A 14,960-nucleotide genomic window follows, 5' to 3' on the forward strand; every position below is an offset into this window, starting at 1 on the left:
CGACGCGGTTGAGATGATCGGGTGAACGACCGATGAGCCCCAGGGAGTGGCAATGACCGAGCAGAAGGTGGCCGTGGTCACCGGTGCCAGCAGCGGAATCGGCGCGGCGACCGCCCGCCGGCTGGCCGCCGAGGGCTTCGACGTGGTGCTGACCGCCCGGCGCACCGACCGCGTCGAGGCGCTGGCCGAGGAGATCGCCGCCCGGGGCGGTTCGGCCCGCGCGGTCACCCTGGACGTCACCGACCGGGCCGCGGTGGACGCCTTCGCCGCCGCGGTCGGCCGGGTGGACGTCCTGGTGAACAACGCCGGCGGCGCGATCGGCGCGGAGAGCGTCGAGCACGGGGACCCGGCCGACTGGCGGGCCATGTACGAGGTGAACGTGCTCGGCGTGCTGCACGTGACGCAGGCCCTGCTGCCGGCCCTGCGGGCCACCGGCGACGGCACGGTGCTGGTGCTCTCCTCGACCGCCGCGCTGGCCGCGTACGAGGGCGGCGGCGGGTACGTCGCCGCCAAGCACGCCGCGCACACCATCGCCGCCACGCTGCGGCTGGAGCTGTGCGGGGAGCCGATCCGGGTGATCGAGATCGCGCCCGGCATGGTGAAGTCCGAGGGCTTCGCGGTAACCCGCTTCCGCGGCGACGAGGAGAAGGCCGCCGCCGTGTACGCGGGCGTGGCCGAACCGCTCACCTCGGAGGACATCGCGGACACCGTGGCGTGGGCGGTCACCCGGCCCTCGCACGTGAACATCGACCTGCTGGTGGTCCGCCCCCGGGCGCAGGCCGCCAACCACAAGGTCCACCGCGCCTGAGCCCGGCCCGGCGGGCGGCCCCGGAGCAGGGGCCAAGATCGAACACGTCACCCCCCGGTGGTACACACGTGCGATGAGAACCTTCCGGGCCGCCCGCCCACGGGTCCTGCTGACCGCGCTGGCGGCAGGCACCCTGCTCCTCGCCTCCGCCTGCGACGACACCGCCGCGCCGGCCCAGGACCGGGCCGCGGGCACCACCGCGCCCGCCGCCACCACCCCCACGGCCACCCCGACACCGACGCCCAGGCCCACCGGCGAGGCCGACCCGGCACTCAAGCCCTTCTACGGCCAGCAGATCACCTGGGCCGACTGCCCGGCCGACGCCCAGGCCGAGAAGGCCAAGATCGACATATCCGGCCTGCGGTGCGGCACGCTGCACGTCCCGCTGGACTACGCCGCCCCCGCCACCGACGCGCTCGACCTCGCGCTGGTCAAGTACCCGGCCGCCAAGCCGGACCAGCGGATCGGCTCGCTGATGGTCAACCCCGGCGGCCCCGGCGAATCCGGCGTCGGGATGGTCAAGTACGGCGCCAAGCAGTTCGCCGGCACCCTGCACGACCGCTTCGACGTGATCGGCTTCGACCCCCGCGGCACCGGCGACAGCTCCCCGGTCGTCTGCTACGACGACAAGCAGCACGACGCCGTCAACCAGACGGACGCCTCCCTCGACCCGGCCGTCCGCAAGGCCGAGCACGTCAAGCAGGCCACCGAGCACGCCGCCGCCTGCCAGGCCAGGTCCGGCAGGCTGCTGCCCTTCGTCGGCACCCGCAACACCGCCCGCGACCTGGACGTGCTGCGCGCCGCGGTCGGCGACAAGCAGCTCAACTACCTCGGCATCTCCTACGGGACGTACCTCGGCGCGCTCTACGCCGAGGAGTTCCCGAAGAACACCGGCCGGCTGATCCTGGACGGCGCGGTCGACCCCGGCCAGGACCGGCTGGACCACGGGGTCGACCAGCAGGTCGGCTTCGAGAAGTCCTTCGAGCGCTTCGCCGCCGACTGCGTGGAGAACCACGCCGACGAGTGCCCGCTCGGCAAGGACGGCACCAAGGCCGCGAAGAAGGCCGCCGACTTCCTCGACGGGCTGTACGACCACCCGCTGACCACCAAGGACGGCCGCAAGCTCGGCCGCGACCAGGCCTGGACCGGCACCATCTCGCTCCTCTACGGCGACGAGACGACCGCCTGGAAGTACCTGCGCGCCGCCCTCGGCTGGGCGATGGTGCGCGACAAGGGCGACTACCTGCTGGCCTTCGCCGACGACTACAACGGCCGGGACGCGGACGGCCACTACAGCCCGGTGGACGAGGCCAACAACGCGATCGGCTGCGCCGACGCCGCCCGCCCCGCGCCCACCCCCGAGCACGCCAGGGCCGCCGTGGACCGGCTGCTCGCCGAGGCGCCGCTGATGTCCAGGGGCGTCACGGTGGACGACTTCAGCGAGGCCGGCTGCGCCTACTGGCCGTTCAGGACGCAGGAGACGCCGCACACCGTCCGGGCCGAGGGCAGCGCGCCGATCCTGGTGGTCGGCAGCACCGGCGACCCGGCCACCCCGTACGCCTCGGCCGAGGCGCTGGCCAAGGGCTTCGCCAACGCCACCCTGCTCACCCGGGTCGGCGAGGGGCACGGCGCCTTCGGGAAGGGCAACGCCTGCATCGACCGGGCCATGGAGGCCTACCTGACCGAGGGCACGATGCCGGCCCCGGGCACCCGCTGCGACTGAGTCCCGCGGGCCGGACCGGACCGGCCCGGGTCCTCGGTGGACGGCGGCGCCGCGGCCGGCGGCAGGACACGGGGAGGGCGCTGACGCGCAGGTGTCAACGTCACAACTTGATAGCTCGTCCGGATGAATTCGGCGCGCGCCCTCCCCAACTGATGACCGCTCAACTACCTTTGAGGCGCAGGTCGACCGGCGCCAACGCGCCCCTCGGCAGCCCCCATCCCACCCGTTCACCACCCCACTCCACCGGCACCTTCCCGCCCTCACGAGGAGGACCCGCTGGCCAGCGACATCCCGTCACAGCGGCTCGACGTCAGAACAGAGCCGACCCTCCTCGGGTTGCACCGCTTCAACGAAGCCGACGCCGGCGCTGCCGAGGAGGCCCTGCTGGCCTGCTGCGGCAGCCACCGCTGGGCCCTGCGGCTCACCGCACACCGGCCCTACCCCGACATCGAGTCCCTGCTGGCCGCCGCCAGCGAGGCCTCCTACGACCTCCGCCCGGCCGACCTCACCGAGGCGCTGGCGGACGAGAGCTGGATGCCGCAGCCGCTGCTCGGCATGCGGGCTCCCGGAAGCCAGGCCGCGCACACCGCACTGCGGGCCGCGCACGCCGCGTACGAGGCCCGGTTCGGCCACGTCTTCGTGGTCTGCCTGGAAGGGGTCGCCCCGGAGGAGATGCTCGACACCGTGCTCTCCTCCATCCGCACCCGCCTCGCCAACGACCCGGACGAGGAGCGGCTGATCGCGTCCGACGAACTCCGCCGGATCGCCCTCACCCGCCTGGAGCACCTGGTCGCCACCCCCTCGGAGGCCGCGGCGCGCTGAGCGCACATCACCCACCCCTTCTCACCCACTCCTCTTCACCCGCGCGGGTGACCCCGCCCGCGAAACCGCCCGGACGAGTGAGGCCGCGGCACCATCCGATCCGAACCACCACCGAATCCGAACCCGCCCCGCCCCGTGCCCCCACCCTCCGGCACGGGGCGCGAGCATGTCGTCACCCATCGTGACACCCTCGGGTTTGGTTCCCGCCCCGCTAGGCCAGAAGTGCCTGATTGATCACACCTGGGGCCCCCGGAGGCGGTTCACGGAAAGGCGTCGATAGGATGCTGGCGGCCGGTGGACCGTACCCGGCCGGGCTGACCGACACCGAAGCCGGCCGAGCCCCCAATCGCTTCCGGAGGGTTTTTCCGTGCCGGCTGGAACGCTGTACCGCGGCCGGGAAGGCATGTGGAGCTGGGTGGCTCATCGAGTCACCGGCGTCCTCATCTTCTTCTTCCTGTTCGCCCACGTCCTGGACACCGCCCTCGTGCGAGTGTCGCCGGAGTCCTACGACACCGTCATCCAGACGTACAAGACTCCGCTCGTGAACCTGATGGAGTACGGCCTGGTGGCCGCCATCCTGTTCCACGCCCTCAACGGCCTGCGCGTCGTCGCAGTGGACTTCTGGTCCAAGGGCCCGAAGTACCAGAAGCAGATGCTCTGGACCGTCGTCGGCGTCTGGGTCGTCCTGATGGCCGGTTCCTTCTACGGGATCCTCCAGCACACGCTGATCTCCTGGTTCGGGAAGTGAGCCGAGACATGTCCACGGAATACTCCGACGCCATCGTCGTCCCCTCCAAGCAGGCGCACACCGGCAGGGGACTGGGCACCGGCAACCCCGCCGACGCGTTCGTCATCGAGCCTCCGCGCCAGCGGACCAAGAAGACCCCGCGTCGCACCCGCACCAACTTCGAGATGCTGGCCTGGCTCTTCATGCGCCTGTCCGGTGTCGTTCTGGTCGTGCTGATCCTCGGCCACCTGCTGATCATGCTGGTGCTCGACGGCGGCGTCTCCAAGATCGGCTTCGCCTTCGTGGCCGGCCGCTGGGCCTCGCCGTTCTGGCAGGGCTGGGACCTCCTGATGCTCTGGCTCGCCATGCTGCACGGCGCCAACGGCATGCGTCAGGTGATCAACGACTACGCCGAGAAGGACTCGACCCGGCTCTGGCTCAAGGGGCTCATGGGCACCGCCACGGTCTTCACCGTGCTGCTCGGCACCCTGGTGATCTTCACCTTCGACCCCAACATCTGAGCCGCGAGCACCATCGACCATCGGCAGAGGCCAGAGGCGAGTTAACCCCCCATGCAGATTCACCAGTACGACACCGTCATCGTCGGCGCCGGCGGCGCCGGCATGCGAGCGGCCATCGAGTCGACGCAGCGCAGCCGCACCGCCGTCCTGACCAAGCTCTACCCGACCCGGTCCCACACCGGCGCGGCCCAGGGCGGCATGTGCGCCGCCCTCGCCAACGTCGAGGAGGACAACTGGGAGTGGCACACCTTCGACACGGTCAAGGGCGGTGACTACCTGGTCGACCAGGACGCCGCCGAGATCATGTGCAAGGAGGCCATCGACGCCGTCCTCGACCTGGAGAAGATGGGCCTGCCCTTCTCCCGCACCGAGCAGGGCCGGATCGACCAGCGCCGCTTCGGCGGTCACTCCCGCAACCACGGCGAGGCCCCGGTCCGCCGCTCGTGCTACGCGGCCGACCGCACCGGCCACATGATCCTCCAGACGCTGTTCCAGAACTGCGTCAAGCACGGCGTCGAGTTCTTCAACGAGTTCTACGTCCTCGACCTGCTGATCAGCGAGGGCAAGACCTCCGGCGTCGTCGCGTACGAGCTGGCCACCGGCGAGATCCACGTCTTCCAGGCCAAGTCGGTCGTCTTCGCCTCCGGCGGCACCGGCAAGTTCTTCAAGGTCTCCTCCAACGCCCACACCCTCACCGGTGACGGCCAGGCCCTGGTCTACCGCCGCGGCCTGCCGCTGGAGGACATGGAGTTCTTCCAGTTCCACCCGACGGGCATCTGGCGCATGGGCATCCTGCTCACCGAGGGCGCCCGCGGCGAGGGCGGCATCCTGCGCAACAAGGACGGCGAGCGCTTCATGGAGCGCTACGCCCCCGTCATGAAGGACCTCGCGTCCCGTGACGTCTGCTCCCGCGCGATCTACACCGAGATCCGCGAAGGCCGCGGCTGCGGTCCGGACGGCGACCACGTCTACCTGGACCTGACCCACCTGCCGCCGGAGCAGCTGGACGCCAAGCTGCCGGACATCACCGAGTTCGCGCGCACCTACCTCGGCATCGAGCCCTACACGGACCCGATCCCGATCCAGCCCACCGCGCACTACGCCATGGGCGGCATCCCGACCAACGTCGAGGGTGAGGTCCTGCGCAACAACACCGACGTCGTCCCGGGCCTGTACGCGGCCGGCGAGGTCGCCTGCGTGTCCGTGCACGGCGCCAACCGCCTGGGCACCAACTCGCTGCTGGACATCAACGTGTTCGGCCGTCGCGCGGGCATCGCCGCCGCCGACTACGCCAACGCCAACGAGTTCGTCGAGCTGCCCGAGGACCCGGCCGAGAAGGTCCAGGCCCTGGTCGACGGCCTGCGCGAGAGCACCGGCACCGAGTCCGTGGCGCAGATCCGCAAGGAACTGCAGGAGACCATGGACGCCAACGCGATGGTGTACCGCACCGGCGCCACCCTGAAGCAGGCGGTCGAGGACATCGCCGCGCTGAAGGAGCGCTACAAGAACGTCTCCATCCAGGACAAGGGCTTCCGGTACAACACGGACCTGCTGGAGGCCGTCGAGCTGGGCAACCTGCTCGACCTGGCCGAGGTGCTGGCCGTCTCCGCGCTGGCCCGCGAGGAGTCCCGCGGCGGCCACTACCGCGAGGACTTCCCGACCCGTGACGACGTGAAGTTCATGCAGCACACCATGGCGTACCAGGAGGTTGCCGCCGACGGCACCACCTCCATCCGCCTCGACTACAAGCCGGTCGTCACGACCCGCTACCAGCCGATGGAGCGTAAGTACTGATGAGCACTCCGACCGTGGAGAAGCACTCGGCCGCTCTGGACGCGGTCGAAGCCGGTGCCGTCCAGCCGATCACCGTCACCTTCCGGATCCGCCGGTTCAACCCGGAGGAGCACCCGGACCCGGTGTGGGTGGACTACCAGCTGACGATGGACCCGAAGGAGCGCGTCCTGGACGCGCTCAACAAGATCAAGTGGGAGCAGGACGGCACCCTCACCTACCGCCGCTCCTGCGCGCACGGCATCTGCGGCTCCGACGCCATGCGGATCAACGGCCGCAACCGGCTGGCGTGCAAGACCCTGATCAAGGACGTCGACCCGGAGAAGCCGATCACGATCGAGGCCATCAAGGGCCTGACGGTCCTCAAGGACCTGGTCGTGGACATGGACCCGTTCTTCCAGGCGTACAAGGACGTCATGCCGTTCCTCATCACCAAGGGGAACGAGCCGACCCGGGAGCGCCTGCAGTCCGCCGAGGACCGCGAGCGCTTCGACGACACCACCAAGTGCATCCTGTGCGCCGCGTGCACGTCGTCCTGCCCGGTGTTCTGGAACGACGGCCAGTACTTCGGCCCGGCCGCCATCGTCAACGCGCACCGCTTCATCTTCGACTCGCGCGACGAGGGCGGCGAGCAGCGCCTGGAGATCCTCAACGACCGTGAGGGCGTGTGGCGCTGCCGCACCACCTTCAACTGCTCCGAGGCCTGCCCGCGTGGCATCGAGGTCACCAAGGCGATCCAGGAAGTGAAGCGGGCGCTGGTCACCCGCCGCTTCTGATCCCCGCCCGACACCCCGAAGGCCCCCGCCCGATCCTCCGATCGGGCGGGGGCCTTCGCCCGTTTCAGCGCAGCGCGCCGAGGTCCTTCGCCGCCGACCAGCCGCTGAAGGTCACCAGGTGCCGGTCGGGAGTGACGGCCCGCAGGTCCGACGTGCCGTCCCCGTCACCGTCGCCCGAGCCGCCGAGCGTCGGGTACGCGGCGGTGGTGAAGCCGGTGGCGACCACGTTCGCCGAGGGGTCGGCGAGGGCGGAGTGGTCGAAGGTGCCGTCGGCCTGCTTCGGAGCCGGGTACGCGTCAGTCGGTGGCCGGGGTGCGGCGGGTGGTGGCGCGAAGGCCGCGCACGCCGATGGTGCCGACGGCGATGCCGAGGGCGAAGGAGGTGACGGCGAGGAGCAGGTGGACCCAGAAGAAGGCGGTGGGCTGGGAGTGGTCGCCGTTGGTGAAGGCCTGGCCGCCGGAGTCCTTCCAGAGGTTCTTCACGAAGGTCGTCCAGATGATGATCGACCAGACCCCGAAGGCGGTCAGGAACCAGGAGGTGCGGCGGCTGAGCTTCATGGGGGTCCTCGGCGTGTGAAGGCGGTGTGCTTCCCCAGTATGCGCGGGCCGCCGATCGGCGTAGGGCGGGCCCCTCCTGCGGAGGACGGGCCCCGGGGGGAGGGCGCCGGGAGCCGTGAGTGGGTACGGTCTGCTGGTGCCCACACCCCGTCTCACGTTCGCACGCCTGTGCGCCGCGGTCACCGCGGCCCTGCCGGTACTGCTCGCCGCCCCGGCGGGCGCGGCCCCGCGGCAGCCGCCCCCGTCGGTCGCGATCGGCGGCGAGCGGCTCGGGCTCCCGGGGGTGCAGGTCGCCCCGATGGCGGGCGCTCCGCCACTGCCCGCCGACCTCACCGGCCAGTCCTGGATAGTCTCCGACGCGGCGTCGGGGGAGGTGCTGGCGGCCAGCAATCCGCATCTGCGGCTGCCCCCGGCGAGCACTCTGAAGATCCTGTTCGCGGACACCGTGCTGCCCAAGTTCGACCGCAACGCGGTGCACCGGGTGGCCGACGAGGAGATCCAGGGGATCGGCCCCGGCAGCAGCCTGGTCGGTATCAAGGAGAACCTGGACTACCGGGTCGAGGACCTGTGGCGCGGGGTCTTCCTGAGCTCCGGCAACGACGCGGTGCACGTCCTGGCGCACATGAACGGCGGGGTGCAGCGGACCGTCGCCGAGATGCAGACGCGCGCCGACACGCTCCAGGCGCGGGACACCAGGGTGATCTCCCCGGACGGCTACGACATGGACGGCCAGGTGTCCTCGGCCTACGACCTGTCACTGTTCGCCCGGGCCGGTCTGCGCAACGCGGACTTCCGGGTGTACTGCGCGACCCGGGACGCGATGTTCCCGGGTGCCGTCGACCGGAACACCGGCCAGCGCGGCAGCTTCGGGATCGCCAACACCGACCGGCTGCTGGGCAAGTACCCGGGCCTGATCGGCGTGAAGAACGGCACCACCACCAACGCCGGCTCGACCTTCGTCGGCGCCGCCGAACGCGGCGGCCGCACCCTGCTGGTGACGGTGATGCACCCGTCGAGCTACCAGAAGGTGTACGACGAGACGGCCGCGCTGCTGGACTGGGGCTTCGCCGCGGCCGGCAAGGTCCAGCCGGTCGGCCGGCTGGTCGACGAGCTCTCGCCCGGAGGCGCCGAGCCGACCGGCCAGGCCGGCGGCGGTGACGGCACGCCCGCGCCGCCGCCGCACCCCGCCGCACCGGCGGCCGCGGCGCCCACCGCGGCGCCCACCGCGGCGGGCGGGGGCGGCCGGTTCGGCGTCGTCGGCTGGTCGGCCGTGGTGCTCGCCGGTGTCGCGCTCGGGTACGGCGCGCTGGTGCTGCGGCGCCGAACCGGCTGAACTCCGGCCCGCGGCGGGGCCCGGCCTCAGTCCTGGGGCCGGGCTTTCCCCTTTCCCTTTCCCTCCGTCCTCTCCTTCTTCCGGGCCCGGGCGGCCTGCTCCGCGGCGTCCGCCCGGGCCGCCGCCTCCGCCTTGTCGGCCGCTTCCAGCAGCGTCCGCCCGTGCGCCCTGGTCCGCTCCCGGGCGGCCTGCGGGTCGGCCGTCGCCGTCCAGGCCACGCAGTACATCAGCAGCCGGGAGACGAAGTTGATCCAGAGCAGCAGCGCGACCGGCGTGGCGAACGCCCCGTAGAGGCTCCGTCCGGCGATCGAGCCCAGGTAGGAGGCGAGCAGGATCTTCAGCAGCTCGAAGCCGACGGAGCCGATCAGCGCGCCCTGCACGAGGTCCCGGCGGCGCTGGTCGGTGATGCCGGGGAAGGGCGCCAGCAGGTAGGCGAAGAGCAGCATGTCGCACGCTATGGCGATCAGCACGCCGACGGCGGTGAGCAGGTACCCGCTGTTGAGGCCGATCGCGTCGGCGATCCGGCCGGCCAGCGTGGTCCCGGTGGCGGAGGCGGCCAGTGAGAACAGCGAGACCAGGCCGAGGCCGCCCAGCACCGCCACGTCCCAGGCCTTGCGCAGCACCGGGTTGCCCTCCTCCTGGGGCAGTTGCCACAGGTCCCGGATCGAGGTGCGCATGGTGTCCACCCAGCCGAGGCCGGAGATCAGCAGCAGCGCCCCGCCGACCAGCCCGACGGTGCCCGCGTTGGACACCAGGGCCGGCAGGTTGAGCGCGTCCGAGAGCCCCGGCAGCTGGTCGGAGATGTGCTTCTGCAGCTCGTGCACCCGGTTGTCGCTGAGCGCCGCGGCGGCGATCGCCAGGCCCACCGTGAGCAGCGGGAAGAGGGCGAGGAAGCCGAAGAAGGTGACGGCGCCGGCCAGCCGGTTGCCCCGGGCGGCGGAGAAGTACTCGTACACCCGGTACGGGCGGCTGCGCAGCACCCGGGCCACGAGCGGGCCGAGGACCGGCAGACGGGTCAGGAAGTCCACCCACCGGTTATACCGGCCCTGTCCCCCGAATGGGTGTCAGGCCCCGGGTGGGTGTCCCGTGGGTTTCGGCGGACCCGGCGAGGACGCGCGGGACGCCGCGCGGCTACCGCTTGACGAGTCGGCGGGCCTTGGCGAGGGCTCGGACGGCCTGGTAGGCCCCGTAGCGGCCGTGGCTGAGCAGTTCGGTGCGCACGCCGTCCACGCCGGCCGGCGGCCGGTAGCCGGCCGGCCGCAGCCGGGCGCAGTGCCCGGCGGCCCGGCGGAAGTACTCGCGGCGGTCGCCGGGCGGGACCCGGCCGGGCTTGGAGACCACGGTGTTGAGGTGGTGCAGCATCCGGCCGTAGACGACCGGGCGCCAGCGCTCCAGGTCGGGGCGGCGGTCGAGGAAGGCGAAGACCAGGTCGTACTGGGCGAACACGTCGAAGTGCTTGCGGCTGGCGGTGGCCAGGATGTTGCCGCCCTCCTGGCGCTGGCGGTAGTGCACGCCGACCTGGTCGAGCAGGGTGATCCGGGCGGCGGCGAGCAGCGCCGGGTACGTCCAGGGGGTGTCCTCGTAGTAGCCGGCCGGGAAGACCAGCCGCTGTTCGGCGATGAAGCCGCGGCGGTAGGCCTTGTTCCAGACGACCTGGAGCAGGTCGAGCAGGTCGGGGCGGGCGTCGAGGTCGAAGACGTCCGGGGAGGCGGCGCCGAAGACGTGGGCGGAGGCGGCCCGGGTGATCCGGCCGTCGGCGTAGGTGCGGGCGTAGTCGTAAACCAGGATGTCCGGGTCACCCGTGGCGGTGAGCCGCTCGTCGATGCCCTTCAGCAATCCGGGGGTGAGTGTGTCGTCGCTGTCGAGGAAGATCACGTAGTCCCCGGTGGCGACCTCCAGGCCGGCGTTGCGGGCCCGGCCGAGGCCGACGTTCTCCGGCAGGTGCAGTACCCGGACCCTGGCGTCGGCGGCCGCGGCCTCGTCCAGCAGGGCGCCGCAGCCGTCCGGGGAGCGGTCGTCCACGGCGATCAGTTCGAAGTCCGGGCCGTCCTGGCCGAGTACCGAATCGAGGCATTCGGAGAGGTAGTCCTGGACCTGGTACACGGGGACGATCACGCTGAAACGGGACACGGACCCAGCGTAGTGGTCCCGGGGTGGGCGAGGTCCCCGGAGGTAGGATCGGGGGCGCACGTACGCACCGATCCAAGTGCGGCCAGGCCCCGTACGGGCTGCCACGCTCCTCCAGAGAAAGGCCTGCGTAGCCGATGGCTCCCCGCCTCTCCATCGTCGTCCCGATCTACAACGTCGAGCGCTACCTCGTCGAATGCCTCGACTCGATCGCCGCCCAGACCTTCACGGACTTCGAGTGCGTCATGGTCGACGACGGTTCGAAGGACGGCAGCGCGGCGCTCGCCGAGGCGTACGCGGCCGAGGACTCCCGGTTCCGGCTGGTCCGGCAGGTGAACAAGGGACTCGGCGCAGCCCGCAACACCGGCATCCGGCACATCGACCCGGACTCCGAGTTCCTGTGCTTCGTGGACAGCGACGACTCGATGCCGCCGAGCGCGTACGAGCTGATGATCAACACGCTGGACGAGACCGGCTCGGACTTCTGCACCGGCAACGTGCTGCGCTTCCGCGCCGTGGGCTACTACCAGTCCGGCGGCCACCTGAAGCCGTTCAAGGAGACCAGGCTCAAGACCCACATCACCGAGATCCCGGCGCTGGTCACCGACCGCACCGCGTGGAACAAGGTGTACCGCCGCTCGTTCTTCGACGGCGCCGGCCTGCTCTACCCCGAGGGCATCCTGTACGAGGACGCGCCGGTCAGCGTGCCGCACCACTACCTGGCCAAGAGCGTGGACGTGCTCTCCGAGCCGATCTACCACTGGCGCGAGCGCGAGGTCGGCGAGATGTCGATCACGCAGATGCGCACCAACCCCAAGGGCCTGATCGACCGGGTCGCCTCGGTCGAGCTGGTGCGCGCCTGGCTGATGAAGCAGACCGAGCCGCGCTTCGCCGAGTACCTGCGCTCCTACGACGAGAACACCCTCGTCGAGGAGATCCCGATGTTCTTCTCGTCCCTGGTGGAGGGGGACAAGGACTACCGGGACGCCTACCTCCAGCACGTCGGCCGGCTGCTCCGGGCGATCGGCTCCGACCACGTCGGCCGGCTGCGCGCGCCGGTGCGGCTGAAGTACCACCTGACCCTGTCGGGCCGGATGGACGAGCTGGTCGACCAGATCACGTACGAGCGCGAGAGCGGCGGCGGTGTCCAGGCCCGCGGCCTGCTGCGCCCGTACGCCGACTACCCGTTCCTGCGCGGCGGGCGCAAGAGCGTGCCGGCCGGGGTGCTCAAGCTGGACAACTCGCTGGTCATCCGCAGCCGGCTGTACCGGAGCGTCTGGGAGGACGGGAAGCTGCGGCTGACCGGGCACGCCTACCCGGAACAGCTGGGCGCGGCCGGCAAGCACGACATGGTCCGCACCCTGGTGCTGCGCGAGGCCAAGGGCCGCCGGGTCATCGCGGTGCCGATGAGGACGACGTACAGCCCCGAGGCCACCGCGAGCTGCCAGCACGACCTGTACAGCTGCGACTGGTCCGGCTTCAACGTGGCCATCGACCCGAAGAGGCTCAGGCACCGCGGCCAGTGGAAGGACGGCAACTGGCGCGTCCTGGTGGCCGGCGCCGGCAAGGGCGGGGTCTACAAGGGCCGGATCTCGGCCGGGTGGAGCGACAGCGCGCAGTTCCTCCCGTCGCACTGGGTCGAGCCGGACGTGCGGATCGTGCCGTGGATCCGGGACAACTTCGTCTACCTCCGGGTGGAGACGGTCAAGGCCCGGGTGACCGGCCTGGCCGCGCACGGCGACCGGCTGGAGGTCTCGGGCGCGGCCCGTTCCGGCCCGAGCTTCGCCGGGGCGCGGCTGCGGCTCACCCACGCCGAGTCGGACCGCCACGTGACCTTCCCGCTGGAGCTGGGCGCTCCGGTCGGCTCGCTCCAGCCGTTCACCGCGCTCGCCCCGGTCGCCGAGCTGACCGCCGTCCGCGAGGCCTGGGCCGAGCTGGACCCGGTGGCCGGCGAGCGCAGCCGCGACCACTGGGACGGCTCCCTGCTGCTGGCCGACGGCAGCACCGTCCCACTGGCCTGGGACGACCGCAACGCGCCCGAGCGGCTGCACCTGGCGCTGAACCCGCAGGCCCCGGTGGCCGAGCGCCGGGCGCTCTACTCCAAGCCCTCCCCCAACGGGCACCTCCAGTTCACCGACCAGGTGCTCCAGCCGCTGGTGGACGACGTGTCCTCGCGCGGCGCCGACGGCTTCCTGCTGAGCGGCTCGTTCCCGCTGCCCGGCGCGCACCGCTGGGAACTGGTGGTCCGTCACAAGTGGCGCGAGGAGGAGCACGCCTACCCGGTGGAGATCTCCGACGGCCGGTTCCGCACCGCGCTGCCCGCCGTGCCGACCGCCTCCTTCGCCGGCCGGGTGCCGCTCTCCCGGGGCACCTGGCACGTCGTCTTCCGCCCGGTCGGCGTGCAGGTTCCCGAACTGCCGGACGCCGCCGCGCTGGTCACCCCGGACTGCTTCGACGTCCTGCCGGTCGTGGTGGAGTCCCGCGGCAAGCGGATACTGCTGGAGCGTCGCGACCACGACGGCCTGTCGCTGGAGTCGGACTCGGTGCTGCTGCCCGAGGAGCGGGCCGGCTTCCGCCAGCGCCAGCTGCAGAGCGTGGACTACCCGGCCGCCCGACGGCTGCCGGTGCGCGACACGGTGGTGTACCACACCGGCAAGTACGGCACGTACTCCGGCTCGCCCCGGGCCGTCCACGAGGAGCTGGTCCGCCGCGGCCTGCCGCTGGAGCACCTGTGGGGCAACGACGACATGCAGGCCGAGCTGCCGCAGAGCGCGACCGCGCTGCGGTACCGCAGCCCGGAGTGGTACGAGGCGCTGGCCACCGCCAAGTACGTGGTGGCCAGCACCCACCTGCCCGACTTCTTCGTCCGCCGTCCCGACCAGGTGGTCGTCCAGACCTGGCACGGCACCCCGCTGAAGCAGATCGGCTTCGACTTCGAGAAGGTCTGGTTCACCGACTCCAAGTACCTCAAGAGCCTGGCCCGGGAGGTCCCGAACTGGAGCCTGCTGGTGGCCGGCAACCGCTGGTCGGCCCCGGTGCTGCGGCGCGCCTTCGACTTCAAGGGCGAGATCCTGGAGAGCGGCTCGCCCCGGAACGACCTGCTGTTCGCCTCCGACCGGGAGAAGACCGCCGAGCAGGTCCGGGAGCGGCTCGGCCTGCCCGAGGGCAAGAAGGTCGTGCTCTACGCGCCGACCTGGCGCGAGGACCGGCGCCGGCCGCAGGACGGCTACCAGATCGACCTGCGGATCGACCTGGCGGCGGCGAGGGCCGCGCTCGGCGACGACCAGGTGCTGCTGGTGCGCCGGCACCACCTGATGTGCGGCCAGATCCCGGGCGCCGGCAACGGCTACATCTGGGACGTCGGCAGCTACCCCGACATGGCGGAGCTGCTGCTGATCGCCGACGTGCTGGTGACCGACTACTCGGCGAGCGTGTTCGACTTCGCGGCGACCGGCAAGCCGATCGTGTTCTTCACCTACGACCTGGAGCACTACCGGGACAACCTGCGCGGCTTCAGCCTGAACTTCGAGGCCGAGGCGCCCGGCCCGATGCCGGCCACCTCCGAGGAGCTCGTCTCCGTGCTCGGCCGGGTGGACGGGATCACCGCCGAGTACGCGGACCGGGCCACCGCGTTCCGCGAGGCGTACTGCGACCTGGACGACGGAAAGGCCGCCGCCCGGGTGGTCGACGCGATGCTCCGCAAGGAGTAGCCGCCGCACACGCTCCGGCGGGCGCCCGGCACCGCGGGGGCGGGGCCCGGGGGGTGGGCGGGCCC

13 protein-coding genes are annotated in these 14,960 nt (G+C 71.6%); 9 read left to right on the forward strand and 4 right to left on the reverse strand.

What is annotated here, in order from left to right:
• The first annotated feature begins 52 nt into the window (after positions 1-52).
• The 7 genes from ACFWJ4_RS13520 to ACFWJ4_RS13550 all read left to right on the forward strand — a co-directional run bounded on the left by ACFWJ4_RS13520 (position 53) and on the right by ACFWJ4_RS13550 (position 7,168).
• A complete protein-coding gene (locus ACFWJ4_RS13520) occupies positions 53-808 on the forward strand; it encodes an SDR family oxidoreductase (protein ID WP_359911551.1) in 756 nt (251 codons plus the stop codon).
• 73 nt (positions 809-881) lie between these two features.
• Positions 882-2,531, forward strand: coding sequence for an alpha/beta hydrolase (locus ACFWJ4_RS13525; protein WP_380542957.1), 1,650 nt, complete (start codon positions 882-884; stop codon positions 2,529-2,531).
• 336 nt (positions 2,532-2,867) lie between these two features.
• A complete protein-coding gene (locus ACFWJ4_RS13530; protein ID WP_359911557.1) occupies positions 2,868-3,353 on the forward strand; it encodes a 2-oxo-4-hydroxy-4-carboxy-5-ureidoimidazoline decarboxylase in 486 nt (161 codons plus the stop codon).
• A gap of 367 nt (positions 3,354-3,720) precedes the next feature.
• Complete coding sequence (gene sdhC / locus ACFWJ4_RS13535; RefSeq protein WP_033332398.1) at positions 3,721-4,101, forward strand: succinate dehydrogenase, cytochrome b556 subunit; 381 nt, start codon at positions 3,721-3,723, stop codon at positions 4,099-4,101.
• Between the two features lie 8 nt (positions 4,102-4,109).
• Positions 4,110-4,601 (forward strand): succinate dehydrogenase, hydrophobic membrane anchor protein, encoded by a 492-nt coding sequence (gene sdhD, locus ACFWJ4_RS13540; RefSeq protein WP_359911559.1) that lies wholly within the window; start codon positions 4,110-4,112, stop codon positions 4,599-4,601.
• A gap of 51 nt (positions 4,602-4,652) precedes the next feature.
• Complete coding sequence (gene sdhA / locus ACFWJ4_RS13545) at positions 4,653-6,395, forward strand: succinate dehydrogenase flavoprotein subunit (protein ID WP_359911562.1); 1,743 nt, start codon at positions 4,653-4,655, stop codon at positions 6,393-6,395.
• A complete protein-coding gene (locus ACFWJ4_RS13550) occupies positions 6,395-7,168 on the forward strand; it encodes a succinate dehydrogenase iron-sulfur subunit (protein ID WP_359911565.1) in 774 nt (257 codons plus the stop codon). The genes sdhA and ACFWJ4_RS13550 overlap by 1 nt, the downstream gene beginning before the upstream one ends.
• Positions 7,169-7,232: 64 nt before the next feature.
• Here the strand turns inward: ACFWJ4_RS13550 and ACFWJ4_RS13555 are convergent, their stop codons facing one another.
• On the reverse strand, positions 7,233-7,394 hold the full coding sequence (locus ACFWJ4_RS13555) for a hypothetical protein (RefSeq protein ID WP_380542959.1): 162 nt from the start codon (positions 7,392-7,394) through the stop codon (positions 7,233-7,235).
• A gap of 70 nt (positions 7,395-7,464) precedes the next feature.
• On the reverse strand, positions 7,465-7,725 hold the full coding sequence (locus ACFWJ4_RS13560) for an SCO4848 family membrane protein (protein ID WP_359911571.1): 261 nt from the start codon (positions 7,723-7,725) through the stop codon (positions 7,465-7,467).
• A gap of 136 nt (positions 7,726-7,861) precedes the next feature.
• On the opposite strand from ACFWJ4_RS13560, the gene ACFWJ4_RS13565 reads away from it, so the two are divergent.
• Positions 7,862-9,058 carry a D-alanyl-D-alanine carboxypeptidase family protein gene (locus tag ACFWJ4_RS13565; RefSeq protein ID WP_380542962.1) on the forward strand — a complete coding sequence of 399 codons (1,197 nt, stop codon included), beginning with the start codon at positions 7,862-7,864 and terminating at the stop codon, positions 9,056-9,058.
• Between the two features lie 26 nt (positions 9,059-9,084).
• On the opposite strand, the gene ACFWJ4_RS13570 is transcribed toward ACFWJ4_RS13565, so the two are convergent.
• Both ACFWJ4_RS13570 and ACFWJ4_RS13575 read right to left on the reverse strand, forming a co-directional pair.
• Positions 9,085-10,086 (reverse strand): YihY/virulence factor BrkB family protein, encoded by a 1,002-nt coding sequence (locus tag ACFWJ4_RS13570; RefSeq protein WP_380542965.1) that lies wholly within the window; start codon positions 10,084-10,086, stop codon positions 9,085-9,087.
• A gap of 103 nt (positions 10,087-10,189) precedes the next feature.
• Positions 10,190-11,188 (reverse strand): glycosyltransferase family 2 protein, encoded by a 999-nt coding sequence (locus ACFWJ4_RS13575; RefSeq protein WP_359911576.1) that lies wholly within the window; start codon positions 11,186-11,188, stop codon positions 10,190-10,192.
• A 134-nt stretch (positions 11,189-11,322) separates the two neighbouring features.
• Between ACFWJ4_RS13575 and ACFWJ4_RS13580 the strand changes: the two genes are divergently transcribed.
• The gene (locus ACFWJ4_RS13580; RefSeq protein WP_380542968.1) at positions 11,323-14,895 is read left to right on the forward strand and encodes a CDP-glycerol glycerophosphotransferase family protein; all 3,573 of its coding nucleotides are present in this window, start codon (positions 11,323-11,325) and stop codon (positions 14,893-14,895) included.
• Positions 14,896-14,960: the final 65 nt, after the last annotated feature.

Source organism: Kitasatospora sp. NPDC127067 (genome assembly GCF_042724755.1).
Lineage (GTDB): Bacteria > Actinomycetota > Actinomycetes > Streptomycetales > Streptomycetaceae > Kitasatospora > Kitasatospora lactacystinica.

Coding starts and splice junctions, on each gene's coding strand:
- ACFWJ4_RS13520 (WP_359911551.1), top strand. CDS start 53: ATGACCGAGCAGAAGGTGGCCGTGGTCACCGGTGCCAGCAGCGGAATC.
- ACFWJ4_RS13525 (WP_380542957.1), top strand. CDS start 882: ATGAGAACCTTCCGGGCCGCCCGCCCACGGGTCCTGCTGACCGCGCTG.
- sdhD (WP_359911559.1), top strand. CDS start 4,110: ATGTCCACGGAATACTCCGACGCCATCGTCGTCCCCTCCAAGCAGGCG.
- sdhA (WP_359911562.1), top strand. CDS start 4,653: ATGCAGATTCACCAGTACGACACCGTCATCGTCGGCGCCGGCGGCGCC.
- ACFWJ4_RS13550 (WP_359911565.1), top strand. CDS start 6,395: ATGAGCACTCCGACCGTGGAGAAGCACTCGGCCGCTCTGGACGCGGTC.
- ACFWJ4_RS13560 (WP_359911571.1), bottom strand. CDS start 7,725: ATGAAGCTCAGCCGCCGCACCTCCTGGTTCCTGACCGCCTTCGGGGTC.
- ACFWJ4_RS13580 (WP_380542968.1), top strand. CDS start 11,323: ATGGCTCCCCGCCTCTCCATCGTCGTCCCGATCTACAACGTCGAGCGC.